Raw genomic sequence first — 15319 nt, 5'->3', positions numbered from 1 at the left:
GAAGCTCTGCGCGCCCTTCGACAGGCTCAGGGCGAACGATTAAGTCGCTTGCGGTCGCGGCATTAGGCGGCGCCGACTACCCCCCGACGGGAACGCGCCGCATACTGCGCGATCTCTGCCATCCCTTACAGGAATCATCATGACCGTTTGCCCGATTGCCATTGTCGCCGGCTGCCAGAAATGTCCGGCCTTCAGGATCTGCCCGCTCAAGGGCGTGCTCGGTGACAAGCCGCCGGCACCGGCTGCAGAAGCGAAAGTTCCGGCAAAGCCACGCAAGTCGGCCACAAGCCGGAAGAAATAGTTCCACTGCCTCGCAGGGGTGGGCACCCGCCATAGCCGATGCGGAGCACCTACTCAGGTCAGGGGTTCTCTCGCGCACGCCGTTGTGGTGCGTAACGTCGCCCGGATCGCTGTATAGCGCAGGCCAGCACACAGCGTCCTGCGGAACTGTCAGCCATGTCTGGAGCGGTCCCTCGTGTTTTTCGACATGAAGACCGGCCAGGGGCTGGACACCGCCATCGCGTTCATCGTCAGCCCGGGAATATGCTGCCGGCGCGCCAGGCGCGCCGCGCGGTGGCTCAAACCAGGTGATTGACCAGGCGCCCCACGCCGTCGATGATGACCTCGACCGTGTCGCCGTCGGCCAGCGCCCCGGCGCCGACCGAGGTACCGCAGGCGATCACGTCGCCGGGTTCCAGCGTCATGTCGTGCGAGATGTGGCTGACGATCTCCGCCGGTGAAAAGAACATGTCGGCCACCGGGTAGTCCTGCAACTCGCGACCGGCGACTACGGCGCGTACGCGCAGGCCGGCCGGATCGACGCCGGTGGCGATCACCGGGCCGAAGGGACCGAACGTGTCGAAGCTCTTGGCGCGCGTCCAGTGCGCGAAGGCCGGGTCAAGGCGCAGCAGGTCGCGCGCGGTGACGTCATTGACGCAGGTGTAGCCGAAGATCGCCGCCGGCGCCGCCGCGACATCGATGCCGGAAACCCGCCTGCCGATCACGATGCCGAGCTCCGCCTCGAACACCATCGCGCCTGCGTAATCCGGCGGACGGCGGATGGCGTCGCCCTGCGCCGCGATGCAGGTGGTGGCCTTGAGGAAATACAGTGGATGGGCCGGCCGCTGCAGCCCTTCCTTTGCCGCGCGTTCGTGGAAGTTGTTCCACAGGCCGATCATCTTGCCCGGCCGGCAGGGCGCGAGGAGGCGCACGTCGGCGAGCGGAAAGCCAAGGTCGGTGCGCTGCGGATCGGCGAACATGTCGCCATGCCAGACGGCTACCCTGTCGCCGTCAAGGGTACCGAAATGTTCCGTGCCTGCAGCGGAGAAACGTAGCCAGGAAGCCATGATGCGTCGCCGGTGGTTGCGGGGCGGCGAGTGTAGCACCGCCGAACTGCGGCCGCCGCGCCGCGCATTGACGGCGCACGCGGACCACCGGATACTTGGTCCATGTCGGATCCGGAGGGAACCATGTTGACTGCCCGCGCTTGCATTCTTGTCTTTGCCTTTGCCGCCGGAACAGCGCTGGCCGGCGGTTCGAACTACGGCGTCGCGCCCGGCGCGCTCAAGCAGATCGCCGGACAGGCGCGCGAATGGCCGGTGCCGACGCCCAGTTTCGCGCGCGATCCGGCGCCCGCGCCCGACGGCAATATCTACATCGCCGTGATGCATGGCAACCGCATCGCGCGCTTCGACACCGCCGCCGAAAAATTCACCGAGTGGGAACTGCCGCCCGGCGCCAAGCCGCACGGCCTTCTCGTCGACGAGGCCGGCATCGTCTGGTACACGGGCAACGGCAACGGCACCGTCGGTCGCCTCGACCCGAAAACCGGAAATGTCACCGAATACCGCGTGCCCGGCGGCGGCGATCCGCACACCATCGTCATCGATGCCAAAGGCAAGCTGTGGTTCAGCATCCAGAGCGGGCAGCGCGTAGGCCGCCTGGATCGCGCCAGCGGCCGGATCGACGAATTCCCGATGAGTGGCAATCCCTACGGCCTTGCCATCGACCGCGACGGCATCGTCTGGGTCTGTCGCCTTGCGGGCGATGCGCTGGGCTGGATCGATCCCGCCAGCGGCAAGACCGGCGAGTTGGCGACCGGCCCTGGCTCGCTGCCACGCCGCATTGCCACCGCGCCCGACGGCAGCCTGTGGGTGGCCTACTTCGGCAACGGCAAGCTGGCGAAGCTCGATCCGAAGGCGAAGCGCATCGTCAAGACCTGGGCGCTGCCGAAGGCCGGCGGCGAGCGCGCTTACGCCGTGACCACCGACGCCGCCGGGCGCATCTGGATCAACGGCATCGACACCGACACCGTCTCGGTGTTCGATCCGGCGAAGGAGGAATTCCGCGTCGTCAGTCTGCCGTCGACGAACCTCGGCATCCGCAAGGCCATCATCGACGGCGCCGGGCGCTACTGGTACATGGGTAGCCACAACGGGCGTCTGGGGATGGTACGGTAGGCAATCGTGCCTGCCGGACTTGAGAGGATCGAGCGAGTGGCATCAAGGCTTTCGGCCAACGCTGCCGCAATCGACCCAAGGAAACGGTCGCCTGCGGTGTCCGCCACTCGAACGCGGCCGACATTGCCGGTTCTCAGCCGGCGGGTGGAGCTGGAGCGTGGGCAGGCGGCGTGCCCTCGATCGCATCCGGCAATCGACTGGCCAGGACCTTGTCGACTCGCTTGCCATCCAGATCGACGACCTCCAGGCGCCAATCTTCCCAAGTACCCACGTCGCCGGTCTGCGGCAGGCGGCCCAGCAGCCACATCATGAGTCCGCTCAAGGTGTGATAACGCCCCTTGTCTTCCTCGGGCACGGTCTTCAGCTCCAGTTTGTCCTTGAGTTCCGGCACTGGAATCAGACCATCGAGCAGCCATGATCCGTCCTCCCGCTGGACCGCCCAGGCATCCTCCTGGTTGCGTGGCTTGAATTCCCCGGTTACGGCCTCCAGAACATCCTGCAGCGTTACCAGGCCCTGCACCTCGCCATACTCGTCCACCACCATCACCATCTGCACGCCGGAAGCGCGGAAATGGTCCAGCAGATCCATGCCGGTCAGCGTTTCGGGCACGAACACGGCCGGCTGCAACTGGGTGGCAAGGTCGGTAATTCCGCCCTTCAGGGTCTTTCGCAGCAATTGCTTGGCATTGATGACGCCCAGCACTTCGTGGAGTCCGCCGCGACAGACAGGAAAGCGCGAATGTTCCGAATCGGTCACATGGTCCATGTTTTCCTGGAGCGGGCGATCGACATCGAGATAAACGATATCCGCGCGCGGAATCATCAGGGAGCCGATCTGGCGATCATCGAGGCGGAACACGTTGCGCACCATGTCGTGTTCCTGCTGCTCGATCACACCGGCCTCCGATCCCTCCTCCAGCATGGCGTGGATCTCCTCTTCCGTGACGCCCTGGCCTTCCGCTTCGCGCTTGCCCAGCAGGCGCAGGATGGCGTCGGTGGAAAAGGAGAGCAGGCGCACGAAGGGGCGCGTGAGCAGCGAAAGGAATTGCATCGGCCGCGCCACCAGGCGGGCGATGCCCTCGGGATTGAACTGACCGATGCGCTTGGGCACCAGTTCGCCGATGACGATGGATATGAAGGTGATTACCACGACCACCAGGGCGGTTGAGATGATGCTGCTGCTGTCTGCGTCCATTCCCAGTCCCTGCAGCCGGATCGCCATGGGCTCTGCAAGTACGGCCTCGCCGATGATGCCGTTGAGGATGCCGATCGAGGTAATGCCGATCTGGATGGTGGACAAGAAGCGGGTCGGCTCATCATGGAGCTTGATGGCAATCGCAGCGGCGCCATCGCCATCCTCGGCGAGGCGCGCCAATCGTCCGCGGCGCGCGGTGACCAGGGCGATCTCGGACATGGCGAAGGCGCCGTTGAGCAGGATTAGCGTAACAAGGAAGAAGATTTCCATGATGTGATCCGAAGTGATTGGGCCGCAGCGGACGCCAGCCCGTCAGGGCAGGCAGACATCCATCGCACACCCGGTTGCATGCGAAGTGAGCGCGGGGAATAAGCGCTTGGAGCGATGATTGCCGCTACCAGGCCAGTGGGTGTTCGTGCTACCGAGGAGAGGTGTCCGCATTGCGCCGACGACCGAACATGAGACAGTTGCAAACCTACACATAGGGCGGAGTCATGACCCCGCAAATCCCTTCCGTCCTTGCACCAAATTGCATTGTCGCCGAACCGGGTGCAGTTGTCACGCCAACGGTCTGGCGGGTGGTGTCTCAGTTTGAATTTTCTTTCTTTTTGTACGGGCCGCGTTTGGCTGGCGTCTCGTCTTTGACCAGGGCCGCGATTTCTTCAAGCGTCCAAACGTGATCGCTGATGCCCGCTTCCATCGCTGGGGTTACGCGCAGCGTCTTGTGAATGCGCCCGAAGTTGTAGAACATGAAATGCAGGGCTACGGCATGGCCCAGGTTCTCGATCTTCTTGCTGAACCCGTTTGTAAGGCGCGTGAAGCGGCGCATGCTCATGCGCATCGTGAGGTTCTGACGCTCAACGTAGCTGGTTGAAACTTCCTTTACGTCGGGGTTCCCGTTGATCCGGCGCTTTTCAGACTTCACGAATCCAGCGGGACTATAGCGGCGCTGATCTTTCTGGCCATCGCCTTCGTAAATTTTCACCAGTATGGCGTAGTCAATTGCGCCACCAAACACCTTGTCGACCGCCCCAACATACGGCCCCCATCCGTCAGTGGTCAATTGAATCCGACCGGCCAAGCGTGAGGCGAGATCGGTGATGAACGCTTCGGCGTAGTCGCCATCACGCTGGCCCACAAGCCACGAAATAGCCAGCTTGGTATCCGCATCAATGGCGGTCCAAGTGTAGGCGTCACCGTGGCCCAGGATGCCTTTATCTTCTGGCGCGACGTTCTTTTCCTTGGAGTAGCAGAACGACCAGATTTCGTCGCACTGAACGCGCTTGCTGTTGATGTTACGGATTGCGCCGTCTTGGAACTCTGCGCAGGCTGCGCCTACGTCTTCGAGCAACTTGGTCACGGTGTTGATGGAGCATCCGACCAATCGGGTCACGGCGCGCATGCTGTTGCCTTCGACCAGCAGGCCGATGATCTGCGCGCGCTTTTGAAGACTCAACTTGTTCATGGCTACCCCTCAAGCATTAAGTTCATAATGAAATTATGCCTGAACTTAGAGTAAATGCAAGCATTAGTTTTAAGTAATGCTTGCATTAAAACCTGACTATGGGTTATATTGCAAGCATCGCCACAAATGGAGATGCAAGCATGACCTCAGAAGCGCCACAAGGTAAAGCTAAGGGAGGGGTTGCTCGGGCTAAAAAACTCTCAGATGACGAACGCCGTGATATTGCCTCTCACGCGGCAAAGGAAAGATGGTCAAAGCCACGCAGCACAGAAACGGCAGAGACATCAGAAATCACCCACGAAGGTGAATTAAAACTTGGCGACGTGACAGTTCCGTGCTTTGTAACAAGCACCGGCGAACGGCTCATCGCAAGCAGAAAGATGCAGGAAATACTAAAGGTCGTTGAGGACGAACCAGAAGACCGAACCAGGGTGCAAAGACCTGGGACCCGATTCAAGCGGTTTTTGGGCAGAAAATTCTTTAGCTCTTTGATTTCTCAAGAGGAAATGAAGGACCTCTTCACCACGATTCAGAAAAATTATCGGGGCAGAAAGATCAACGGATTTACTGCGGATGCGCTGACAAAATTCTGTGAGCTGATGATCTTGGCGCGAGACCGAGGTCTGTTGAGTACAGAGCGTCAATATATCGTTGCTGATCAAGCTCAACTCATCTACAAAGCATTTGCAAAGATAGGTCTTGTCGCGCTCATTGACGAAGCCACTGGCTATCAACAGCAGCGATCAAAAGACGAACTTAGGAAGTTGCTTGAGGCATATGTCGCACCTGAGTTCTTACCTTGGACCAAGCGATTCCCTGATGAGTTTTATCGTGAGATGTTTCGTCTTAGAGGATGGAGCTATAACCCGCTATCAGTGAAACGACCAATTCTGATCGGGAAATTAACTGAGGCCATAATCTACAAGCGACTGCCTATTGGCGTGCTAGACGAATTAAAGAACAAGAATCCAAAGAACGAGCAAGGTCGACGGAAACATAAGCATCACCAGTTTCTGACCGATTACATAGGGAACCCGCATCTTGAACGTCAAATTGCATCAACAATGACGCTGATGAGAATCTCCTCGACTTGGCGACAATTCGAGGGACACGTTAAGAAGGCGTTTCCTATTCCCGGTGAAACTCAGCGCCTTTTTGACGACGACGAAACTGATTAAGATTTCTCCCATCTCGCCGCTGCCGCCTTTTTCGCAATCTCTGACCGCTCTTTAGCGGTCAGTTTTTTTGCTCGGGCAGCACCACCCTTGAGGCCACCAAGGCGACCAAGAGCAACGGCAGCCGGGTTCTTCTCAGGCTGTTCTGGTTGCTTGGGTTCCTCGTCGGTAGCCTGGGCGACAATCGACGCGGCGAGTTGATTCAGGTCTTTGCGACCAGTGCTTGAGCGTTTAGGCATAGTACGCACAGCGTAGCGCCTGCCTCTCCGATGTCAAGAGTTGGGTTTTTCAAACTGAGACACTACCGTCTGGCGGATACGCCCTGTCCGAATTTGACGATGGTCGGGACAAGAAGCGCTGGTGCCGCATTCGGGCGTCTGCAGCGAATCGACCATGGAGTCGACCTCGGTGACTTTGGAACCTCCGTTCGCGCCCGGGGCGATCGGAAGAGGCAAGCTCAGGGCGATTGTTCTGGAAGGTTGCAGCCGACTCAATGGCAATCGGCGAATTGCTTCCGCGCGCAACGATCGGAATGGTCGGTTTTTCCGCCGTCGCGAGCGACCGTATATGCGTAAGGGATCGTGCATGGGCCTGTCGATCGCTCCAGAACCGAGAGGGCGCGTGGCTACGTCGTTCGCAGCGCGTCACATGGACATGCCCTTACGCGTTACCATTGCGCCATGAGTACGGAAGACGCGCTCTCCGCCGCCGCGCCCGGTTGCTACTGCTGGATTCCGACCGAGGATCTTGCGCCGGGCATGGTGATCGCCCGTCCGGTCCAGGGCGGGCGCGGCAACCAGCTCACGTTGCGCATCGCCGTGGGCAGCAGCGTCACCACCAGCACCATCGCGCAACTGGTGAACAAGGGCGTCGAATGCGTCGCCGTGCGCCAGGACGCCCCACTCGACGAGGCGGCGCGCGCGGCGGCCGTCGCCCGCTACGGGCAGCGCTTGGCCGAGATCTTCGGCGACCAGCCCAACGATGCCTGCCATCCCCTGCTCGATGCACTTCGTGCCTGCGGCCCGTCCGCATGCTGAGCGTAGCCACGCTGCCGGGCGCGATCGGGACGATCGCCAGGTATTTGCCGCCCTTTCCCAAGGTGGTGCTGCAACTGCTGGCGATGTTGCGCGACGAGGAAGCCTCGATGGAAGCCATGACGCGCCTGGCGCGGAACGACCCGGTGATCACCTCCGGCGTCCTCGCCACCGCCAACCGGCTGCGACGCATCAACGCCCTGCCTGACTTGCACGATCCCTTCGTCGCGGCCTCGCTGATCGGCATCACCCAATTCCAGCACATCGTCGTCACCGCGGCGATGAACAAGTTCCTGGCCGACGACAGGGGCGCGACCTTCCTCTTCGACCATTCCCATGCGGTCGCCATCGTTGCCCAGGAACTGGCGCAGTTGTGCGGCGAATCCACGGAGAAGGCCTATGTCGCCGGCATCCTGCACGATGTCGGCCAACTGTGCTTCCACATCATGGACGCCGGGCAGTTCCAGGATGTCTATCGCCGGTCGGTTGCCGACGGGCGGCTGATCGAGAGGGAGACCGCCGCCTTCGGCGTGGACCACACCCTGATCGGTGCCGCGCTCGCCGCCCACTGGCAGCTACCGGAGGACTTCATACTTTCCATCCGCGATCACCATGAGGACGCGGTGGTCACCAGCAGGCTGCAGGCGGTCATCAATGTCGCCGAGAGCTTGGCGCGCGGCCTCGACATTCCATCGTCGCCGAAGAACCGGGTGACGCGCCTGAATGTGAAGGCCGTGGAGGAACTGGGCATCGACTGGAATTCCCCGGCAATGCACGACTGCTTCGGCCGCTGTCGCGCGCGCTTCCACTACTCCACGCGGTGATCGCCCGGTCGCGCCCGGCGCCGCGGGATGTTTTCCACGCCGTGTCGCCGGCGCCGACTTTTCGCCTTTGTCGCACAATGCGGGGATGCGCGACGACTTCCGAAAGCCAGCCATGGATTCCAAGCCGAAAAGCCTGCTCCGGGGTGCCTGCCTGCCGCTGGTTGCCTTTGCCCTGACGCTTTGCTTGAGTCCGCCGCTGCTGGCCGAGGCGGCGACGAAGGCCGCGCCGGTGTACTCGATGAGCCCGATCGGCTGGGTGCGCAAGGCCGGCGGCAAGACCTTCATCGAGGTCGAACCGCGGTACCAGGTGGCACTGCTCGGCGTCGATGAACTGTCCTCGCTCTGGGTGTTCTGGTGGTTCGATCGCAACGACACGCCCGACAAGCGCGCGATCCTGCAGGTGCATCCGCGCGGCAATCCCGACAATCCGCTGCGCGGAGTGTTTGCCACGCGCTCGCCGTTCCGTCCCAACCTGATCGCGCTGACGCAGGTGAAAGTGATAGCGGTGCGCGGCAACGTGATCGAGATCGGCGACATCGACGCCTTCGCCGATACGCCGGTGCTCGACCTCAAGCCTTACTGATGGCTACGGCTTCGAAAGCCACCAGCAAGTCGCGAAACGTTCGCCCCCGCCCGGGGGATTACTGATTGGCTTGCTGCGCTCGATATCACCAACTACCTGCACTGCGCCATTCAGTTCGTGCCTGAATCGAAGACGAAGCTGTCGAGCGCCAGGGCGCCAAGCTGGTAATCGCTGAACGCCGTCGAGGGCTGCGCGTCGTCGCCGGCTGCGCCGAGCGCGACGAACAGCGGCAGCAGGTGTTCCGGCGTCGGATGTGCGCGCCGGGCGTGGGGCATCTGCCGCTGCCAGTCGAGCAGGCGCTGCAGATCGCGCCGCAGCAGCGCATCGACGAACGCATCGCGGAACTCGCGCACATGCGGCAGAGCGATGCCGTCGGCGGCATCCCACGCCACCTCGCCCAGGTTGTGCGTCAGGCCGCCGGTGGCGAGCACCAGCACGCCGTCCCGCGCCAGGGCCTGCAGTGACTGGCCCATGCGGTGGTGCGCGGCCGCGTCTGCGCGCGGCATTACGGCCAGCTGGATGACGGGGATGTCGGCCGCCGGATACATCGCGCGCAGTGGCGACCATGTGCCGTGATCCAGTCCTCGGCGCGGGTCGACATGGATGCCGGGCAGCAGCGCAGTGACTTCCGCTCCCAAAGCGGGTGCGCCGGGTGCCGGGTAATCAAGGTCGTAGAGCGCCTCGGGAAATCCGTGGAAATCGTGGATGGTCGGTGGGGCGGCAGCGGCGCTGACGGCCGGCGACAGGCTAGTCCAGTGCGCGGAAACGGCGAGGATGGCGCGCGGCCGCGGCAGCGATCGCGCCAGTGCCTGCCACGCCGGGCCGGCGCGTCCGGGCTCCAGCATCAACATCGGCGAGCCGTGGGAGATGAAGATGGGCGGAACAAAGTTCATGGCTGCAGTCTAGCGGCGCGGCCTTGCGCAGCCCAGACGCGCAGGATGAAATGACTGTTACCGGTCGCGCAACAGGGTGCCACCTCTTCCCATGCGGTTTTAATTTGTATACAGTATCCGCAAACTGCCCCGCGGCTCGCGGAACGGCAATAACGCACGGAGGGAGGGCATGGCGCAGGTGGCAGCCGATATTTCCGATCTCGCTTCGATCATCCAGTGGCTCGACGGGCGCGGTCGCCTGGTGCGGGTGCGCTCCGAGGTCGACCCGGCGCACCAGTTGGCCGGCATTGCGGCGAAATTCGAGCGCGGCCCGCGCGCCGTGCTGTTCGAGAGGGTCAGGGGCTCGGCCTTCCCCGTATTCACTGGCCTGTACTGGTCGCGCGAGCTGCTCGGCGAGTTGTTCGGCAAGCCGGTGCTGAGCCTGCCGCAGTATGTCGCCGAATGCATACGCGACTGGCAGGTGAATCCCGTGGCGCCGGTGCTGGTGAGGAGCGGCCCGGTGCGCGAGGTCACCGAGGATACGGTCGACCTCTCCATCCTGCCGGTGCCGACCCATGCCGAACTCGACGGCGGGCCGTATTTCGATGCCGGCGTGGTGATCACCAAGGACCCCGAAACCGGCATCCGCAATACCTCGATCCAGCGCTTTCAGGTCATCGGCAAGGACCGGCTGGCGATCAACATCGATGCCGGCCGCCACCTTGAACTGTGTCTGGCCAAGGCGGCGGCGCGCAACCAGGTGCTGCCCTTCACGCTCAACATCGGTGTCGGCCCCGGCCTGCATTTCGCCGCCGCGGCGCCGGCCGAAGCTGCGCCCTTCGGCACCGACGAACTCGGCATCGCCAGCCGCTTCCACGGCCGGCCGCTGGAACTGGTCGGCAGCTCCTTGACCCATGTCGAGATGGTGGCCGACGCGATGATCGCGCTGGAATGCGAAATGATGCCCGGCGAAGTTCATCCGGAAGGCCCCTTTGCCGAGGTCACCGGCTACTACGCCACGGTGGCGCCACGTCCGCTGGTGCGCGTGCGGCGCATCCACCGCCGTCGCCACCCCGTGTTCCAGACCATCATCTCGGGCGGCGAGGTGTTCAACTCGGTCGGCCTGCTCGGCGAGGCCAATGTGCTGGCACTGCTGCAAAAGCAGGTGCCCGGCGTCAAGGATGTTTACTTCTCCCACGGCGGCTGCGGCTTCTACCACGCCGTGGTGCAGATCGCGCAGAAGCGCGCCGGCTGGGCCAAGCAGGCGCTGATGGCGGCCTTCGCCGCCTTCCCGCCGCTGAAGATGGTGACCGTGGTCGATGATGACGTGGACATCCGCAACCCGGCCGATGTCGAGTGGGCGATGGCGACACGGCTCGATCCGAAGCACGGAATTCTCGTGATCGACAATGTCTTCGGCCATGGCCTCAACCCGACCTTTCCCGACTACCTCGGCAGCAAGGTCGGCTTCGACGCCACGCGGCCCTTTCCGCACACGCCGAACTTCACCCGCGCCAAGGTCAAACCGGCGACGCTGGACGGGCTCGACATCGAGGTGCCGGAGATCAGGTAAGACAGCAGGACAAGACCGCCGCGCGTCCGGCAGTGCGCGCAGACAAACAACAGGAGGAGTCAGCATGAACCGTCGCAACAGCTTATCCGCAATCGCCGCCGCGCTCGCCCTCGGCGCCCTCGGCCTGCCGCAGGCCGCAGCCGCCGCCGATGTCACGCTCACCTACGCCTTCTTTGCCCCGGCCAAGACCTTTCCCGCCGTGCAGATGGCGCACTGGGCGCAGCAGTTGAACAAGCGCAGCAGCGGCAAGGTCGAGGTCAAGACCTTCCCCGGCGGCACGCTGCTCGGCGCCAAGGACATGTATGACGGCGTCACCAAGGGCGTGGCCGACATCGGCCTGGGCTCGCCCTCCTACGATCCGGGCCGCTTCCCGCTGACCTCGGGCGTGGCGCTGCCGGTCGGCTTCACCAGCGCGACCCAGGCCAGCAAGACCCTGTGGGCGCTGACCAAGGAGTTCAAGCCCAAGGAATACGAGGGATTCAAGGTGATCGCGATGTTCACCACCGAGCCCGGCTTCATCCAGAGCAAGACGGCGGTGAGGAACGCCGCCGACCTCGCCGGCATGAAGCTGCGCGCCGCCGGTACCGGCGTGCCGGTGCTGAAGGCGCTGGGCGCGGCGCCGATCGGCATGCCCATGCCGGAAGTGCCGCAGTCGGTATCCACCGGCGTCATCAACGGCACCATGACCTCGCGCGAAGTCTTGCAGGATTTCAAGCTGGCCGAATCGCTGAAGTTCGTCACCGACTACCCGACCGTGGTGGTGGCCTTCGCCGCCGTGATGGACCAGAAGAAATGGGACAAGCTGCCGGCCGACGTGAAGAAGGTGATCGAGGAACTGGCCGAGGAAATGCCCGGCTGGACCGGCAACTACCATGACAACGAGAACGTCGGCGCCGCCATGGCCTGGGCGCAGAAGGACCACAAGCTGCAGGTGGTGCCGCTCGCCGCCGACGAAAAGGCGCGCTGGGATGCCAAGCTCAAGTCCATGGAAGAGGACTGGGTCAAGGAGATGACCGGCAAGGGCCTGCCCGCCGCCGCCTACATGAAACGCCTGCACGAACTGGCGCCGCAGTTCGCCAAAAAGTAATGGCAGGAGGAGCACAACCGGGCGCGGATGCCGTGCCCGGCGGGGTGGTCCACGCCCTCGACCGCGCCAGCGCCCGCCTCAACGAGGGCCTGGCCTGGGCCGCCGCCGCGCTGCTGGCCGCGATGATGCTGTTCTCGGTAGCCGACATGGTGATGCGCGGCCTGGGCCGCACGATCGCCGGTTCCTACGAGGTGATTGGCTGGATGTCGGCCGCCGCCATGGCGCTGGCCCTGGGCACGGTGCAGCGGCACAAGGGCCACGTCGCCATGGAGCTGTTCGTGGTCAGGCTGGGGCACCGCAACCGCGCGCTGGTCGAGGCGGCCATGGCCGTGCTCTCGCTCGCGCTGTTTGCCGTGACGGCTTTCTACGTCACGCGCTACGGCCGCACCCTGCACGAAACCGGCTCGATGTCCGAGACCCTGCGGGTGATCGTCTATCCCTGGGTCTATGTCGTCGGCATCGGCTGCTTCGGCCTCGCGCTGGCGTTGCTGGTCGACCTGCTGAAGTCGCTGGCCGCGCTGGGCGCGGCGATGAAGGCCTGAGATGGACGCGAACATCGTCGCCGTGATCGGCCTCGCCCTGATGGCGCTGCTGATGCTGCTCGGCCAGCCCATCGCCTTCACCATGCTCGCCGCCGGTGTCATCGGCAATGCCTACCTGCTGACCCCGGCCGCCGCCACCCATTTGCTGGCGACCAACATCTGGGAGCAGTTCTCCTCCTATGGCCTGTCGGTAATCCCGCTGTTCGTGCTGATGGGCCAGTTCGCCTACCGCGCCGGCACCACCGAGCGGCTTTACCGGGCGGCCTACACCTGGGTCGGGCGCCTGCCCGGCGGGCTGGCCGGCACCACGATTGCCGCCAGCGCCGGCTTCTCGGCCATCTGCGGCTCGAATTCGGCGACCACCGCCACCATGGGCACCATCGCCATGCCCGAGATGCGCCGCTACGGCTACGACCCGGCGCTATCCACCGGTGCCATCGCGGTGGGCGGCACGCTGGGCGTGGTGATCCCGCCCAGCGTGGTGCTGATCGTGATCGCGGTGCAGACCGAGCAGTCGCTGCTGCGCCTGTTCGTCGCCGCCGTGGTGCCCGGGCTCATCCTCACCGCGCTGTTCCTCGCCACCATCGTATGGATGTGCAAGCGCAATCCGGCGCTGGGGCCGCTGGGGCCGCAAACCACCTGGGGCGAGAAGCTGCGCGCGCTGACCGGCGTGGTCGAGGCGCTGGCGCTGTTCTCGCTTGTCATCGGAGGCCTCTACATGGGCTGGTTCACGCCCACCGAGGCCGGCGCGGCGGGCGCCTTCGGCGCGCTGGCGATCGGCCTGGTCCAGCGCAGCCTCGACCTCAAGGGCATCGTCATGTCCATTGTCGAGAGCGTGCGCATCTCCGCCATGGTGGTGCTGCTGATTGCCGGCGCGGTACTCTTCGGCCGCTTCCTCACCGTCTCGCGCCTGCCCTTCGAACTGGCGGAGTGGGCTGCCGCGCTGCCGGTGGCGCCCTTCGTCATCCTGCTGGTGGTGCTCGGCATCTACATCATCGGCGGCATGCTGATGGACGCGCTGGGCTTTCTGGTGGTGACCATCCCGATCTTCTTCCCGCTCGGCGTCGCACTCGGCTACGACCCGGTCTGGTTCACCGTGATCCTGACCATCGTCACGACGATGGGCGCGGTGACGCCGCCAGTGGGGGTGAATGTCTTCATCGTCCACGGCCTCGCGCCCGATGTACCAATCCACACCATCTTTCGCGGCGTGGCCTATTTCGTGGTCTCGTTCGTGCTGTGCATCCTGATGATGTGGGTCTACCCGGCCACCGTCACCGGGCTGCCGAACTGGATGCTGGGGGCAGGATGAGAGTTCCTGTTAGGACGCATCGCGTTGGTGCTGTGACTGGATTTCCGCTTCGCGGGACGGCAACGGCGATTTTGGACCTGAAGCCATGCGCATAGCCGTGCTGGGCGGCGGCAACGGCTCGCACGCCGCCGCCGCCGATCTTTCCGATCAGGGCCACGAGGTCCGTTTCTGGCGACGCGACGCGGCGGCCTTCGGCGAACTGGCAACGACGCGGCGCCTGATGCTGAAAGACATCGCCGGCCGGCGTGAAGTCGAAATCGCCGTGGTCACGGCCGATCTCGGCGCCGCCGTACGCGGCGCCGAGCTGATCCTGATTCCGACGCCGGCATTCGCCCAGGAGGACATCGCCCGCGCCCTGGCGCCGCATCTCGCCGACGGGCAGGTGATCTTCCTGCCGCCGGGCACCTTCGGCAGCGTGGCCATGATGCAGGCCCTGCGCCATGCCGGCTGCGCCGCCGAGGTCGCCTTCGCCGAGACCGGCACCCTGCCCTGGCTGACGCGCCTGCACGGGCCGGCGGAAGTCGCCATCACCATGCGCGCCGTACGCCTGCCCACCGGCGTTTTCCCGGCGGAGAAATCCGCCGCCGCCTTCGCCGTGCTGCGCGCCGCGTTTCCATCCGTCGAGCCGATCGAGGATGCGCTGGCCGGCGCGCTGATGAACGCCGGGCCCATCATCCACCCGCCGCTGATCCTGATGAACGCCGGCCCGCTCGAGCACTTCGAGCGCTGGGACATCCACAACGAGGGCACCCAGCCCGCGATCCGCCGCGTCACCAATGCGCTTGATGATGAACGCGTGGCGATCCGCGTCGCGCTAGGCTACACCGGCGAACACTTTCCGCTGCGCGACCATTACGAAAATGACCGCTGGATGTACGGCGACGCCCATAAGCGCCTCACCGACAGCGGCGACTGGCGCGAGCACATCGTGCTCACCGAGCATCGCTACATGACCGAGGACATCCACTACGGGCTGGCCTTCCTCGTCTCGGTGGCCGACTGGGCCGGTGTCTCCGCGCCGCTCGCCAGCGGCCTGCTGGCGCTGGCTTCGGCCATCTGCGGCCGCGACCTGCGCGCCGGGCCGCGTACGCTGGAGGCTCTGGGCCTGGCCGCGCTCGACCGCGCCGGCATGCATCGTTTGCTGGCGACCGGGCACGCCTGATGCGCGCCGCCCGCCGGGCCGCCCCAAGGGCGGCGC

The 15319-nt window shown here is 64.3% G+C and carries 14 protein-coding genes; 10 read left to right on the top strand and 4 right to left on the bottom strand.

What is annotated here, in order from left to right:
- Positions 1-578: 578 nt before the first annotated feature.
- A complete protein-coding gene (locus tag J0M27_RS16850) occupies positions 579-1346 on the bottom strand; it encodes a fumarylacetoacetate hydrolase family protein (protein ID WP_294994324.1) in 768 nt (255 codons plus the stop codon).
- Positions 1347-1469: 123 nt separating this feature from the next.
- Here J0M27_RS16850 and J0M27_RS16845 point away from each other — a divergent pair, with 123 nt between their 5' ends.
- Positions 1470-2459, top strand: coding sequence for a hypothetical protein (locus J0M27_RS16845; RefSeq protein WP_294994321.1), 990 nt, complete (start codon positions 1470-1472; stop codon positions 2457-2459).
- Positions 2460-2592: 133 nt separating this feature from the next.
- Here the strand turns inward: J0M27_RS16845 and J0M27_RS16840 are convergent, their stop codons facing one another.
- Complete coding sequence (locus J0M27_RS16840) at positions 2593-3924, bottom strand: hemolysin family protein (RefSeq protein WP_294994318.1); 1332 nt, start codon at positions 3922-3924, stop codon at positions 2593-2595.
- A gap of 316 nt (positions 3925-4240) precedes the next feature.
- Positions 4241-5119 (bottom strand): IS1 family transposase, encoded by an 879-nt coding sequence (locus J0M27_RS16835; protein ID WP_294994314.1) that lies wholly within the window; start codon positions 5117-5119, stop codon positions 4241-4243.
- Positions 5120-5259: 140 nt separating this feature from the next.
- Here J0M27_RS16835 and J0M27_RS16830 point away from each other — a divergent pair, with 140 nt between their 5' ends.
- The 4 genes from J0M27_RS16830 (at position 5260) to tsaA (ending at position 8735) form a co-directional block, all read left to right on the top strand.
- Complete coding sequence (locus J0M27_RS16830) at positions 5260-6297, top strand: P63C domain-containing protein (protein WP_294994311.1); 1038 nt, start codon at positions 5260-5262, stop codon at positions 6295-6297.
- A gap of 677 nt (positions 6298-6974) precedes the next feature.
- The gene (locus J0M27_RS16825) at positions 6975-7331 is read left to right on the top strand and encodes a hypothetical protein (RefSeq protein WP_294994308.1); all 357 of its coding nucleotides are present in this window, start codon (positions 6975-6977) and stop codon (positions 7329-7331) included.
- Positions 7325-8152 carry an HDOD domain-containing protein gene (locus tag J0M27_RS16820; protein WP_294994305.1) on the top strand — a complete coding sequence of 276 codons (828 nt, stop codon included), beginning with the start codon at positions 7325-7327 and terminating at the stop codon, positions 8150-8152. Before J0M27_RS16825 ends, J0M27_RS16820 begins: the two co-directional genes overlap by 7 nt.
- A 112-nt stretch (positions 8153-8264) precedes the next feature.
- Entirely contained in the window at positions 8265-8735 is a 471-nt protein-coding gene (tsaA, locus tag J0M27_RS16815) for a tRNA (N6-threonylcarbamoyladenosine(37)-N6)-methyltransferase TrmO (RefSeq protein ID WP_294994302.1), read from the top strand.
- 110 nt (positions 8736-8845) lie between these two features.
- On the opposite strand, the gene J0M27_RS16810 is transcribed toward tsaA, so the two are convergent.
- Entirely contained in the window at positions 8846-9628 is a 783-nt protein-coding gene (locus J0M27_RS16810) for a class III extradiol ring-cleavage dioxygenase (RefSeq protein ID WP_294994298.1), read from the bottom strand.
- Positions 9629-9797: 169 nt separating this feature from the next.
- On the opposite strand from J0M27_RS16810, the gene J0M27_RS16805 reads away from it, so the two are divergent.
- The 5 genes from J0M27_RS16805 (at position 9798) to J0M27_RS16785 (ending at position 15283) form a co-directional block, all read left to right on the top strand.
- A complete protein-coding gene (locus J0M27_RS16805; protein WP_294994295.1) occupies positions 9798-11180 on the top strand; it encodes a UbiD family decarboxylase in 1383 nt (460 codons plus the stop codon).
- A 64-nt stretch (positions 11181-11244) separates the two neighbouring features.
- Positions 11245-12267 carry a TRAP transporter substrate-binding protein gene (locus J0M27_RS16800; protein ID WP_294994292.1) on the top strand — a complete coding sequence of 341 codons (1023 nt, stop codon included), beginning with the start codon at positions 11245-11247 and terminating at the stop codon, positions 12265-12267.
- Complete coding sequence (locus J0M27_RS16795; RefSeq protein WP_294994289.1) at positions 12267-12809, top strand: TRAP transporter small permease subunit; 543 nt, start codon at positions 12267-12269, stop codon at positions 12807-12809. The genes J0M27_RS16800 and J0M27_RS16795 overlap by 1 nt, the downstream gene beginning before the upstream one ends.
- A gap of 1 nt (position 12810) precedes the next feature.
- On the top strand, positions 12811-14121 hold the full coding sequence (locus J0M27_RS16790) for a TRAP transporter large permease (RefSeq protein ID WP_294994286.1): 1311 nt from the start codon (positions 12811-12813) through the stop codon (positions 14119-14121).
- An 85-nt stretch (positions 14122-14206) separates the two neighbouring features.
- The gene (locus J0M27_RS16785; protein ID WP_294994283.1) at positions 14207-15283 is read left to right on the top strand and encodes an NAD/NADP-dependent octopine/nopaline dehydrogenase family protein; all 1077 of its coding nucleotides are present in this window, start codon (positions 14207-14209) and stop codon (positions 15281-15283) included.
- Positions 15284-15319: the final 36 nt, after the last annotated feature.

This window comes from Sulfuritalea sp. (genome assembly GCF_017302275.1).
Taxonomy (GTDB): domain Bacteria; phylum Pseudomonadota; class Gammaproteobacteria; order Burkholderiales; family Rhodocyclaceae; genus Sulfuritalea.
Note: the sequence above shows the minus strand (reverse complement) of the source record. Positions and strands in the feature narration are given on the sequence as shown.

Bases quoted from the DNA above. Each gene is read 5' to 3' on its own strand.
- J0M27_RS16850 (WP_294994324.1), bottom strand. From the start codon at position 1,346: ATGGCTTCCTGGCTACGTTTCTCCGCTGCAGGCACGGAACATTTCGGT.
- J0M27_RS16845 (WP_294994321.1), top strand. From the start codon at position 1,470: ATGTTGACTGCCCGCGCTTGCATTCTTGTCTTTGCCTTTGCCGCCGGA.
- J0M27_RS16840 (WP_294994318.1), bottom strand. From the start codon at position 3,924: ATGGAAATCTTCTTCCTTGTTACGCTAATCCTGCTCAACGGCGCCTTC.
- J0M27_RS16835 (WP_294994314.1), bottom strand. From the start codon at position 5,119: ATGAACAAGTTGAGTCTTCAAAAGCGCGCGCAGATCATCGGCCTGCTG.
- J0M27_RS16830 (WP_294994311.1), top strand. From the start codon at position 5,260: ATGACCTCAGAAGCGCCACAAGGTAAAGCTAAGGGAGGGGTTGCTCGG.
- J0M27_RS16825 (WP_294994308.1), top strand. From the start codon at position 6,975: ATGAGTACGGAAGACGCGCTCTCCGCCGCCGCGCCCGGTTGCTACTGC.
- J0M27_RS16820 (WP_294994305.1), top strand. From the start codon at position 7,325: ATGCTGAGCGTAGCCACGCTGCCGGGCGCGATCGGGACGATCGCCAGG.
- tsaA (WP_294994302.1), top strand. From the start codon at position 8,265: ATGGATTCCAAGCCGAAAAGCCTGCTCCGGGGTGCCTGCCTGCCGCTG.
- J0M27_RS16810 (WP_294994298.1), bottom strand. From the start codon at position 9,628: ATGAACTTTGTTCCGCCCATCTTCATCTCCCACGGCTCGCCGATGTTG.
- J0M27_RS16805 (WP_294994295.1), top strand. From the start codon at position 9,798: ATGGCGCAGGTGGCAGCCGATATTTCCGATCTCGCTTCGATCATCCAG.
- J0M27_RS16800 (WP_294994292.1), top strand. From the start codon at position 11,245: ATGAACCGTCGCAACAGCTTATCCGCAATCGCCGCCGCGCTCGCCCTC.
- J0M27_RS16795 (WP_294994289.1), top strand. From the start codon at position 12,267: ATGGCAGGAGGAGCACAACCGGGCGCGGATGCCGTGCCCGGCGGGGTG.
- J0M27_RS16790 (WP_294994286.1), top strand. From the start codon at position 12,811: ATGGACGCGAACATCGTCGCCGTGATCGGCCTCGCCCTGATGGCGCTG.
- J0M27_RS16785 (WP_294994283.1), top strand. From the start codon at position 14,207: ATGCGCATAGCCGTGCTGGGCGGCGGCAACGGCTCGCACGCCGCCGCC.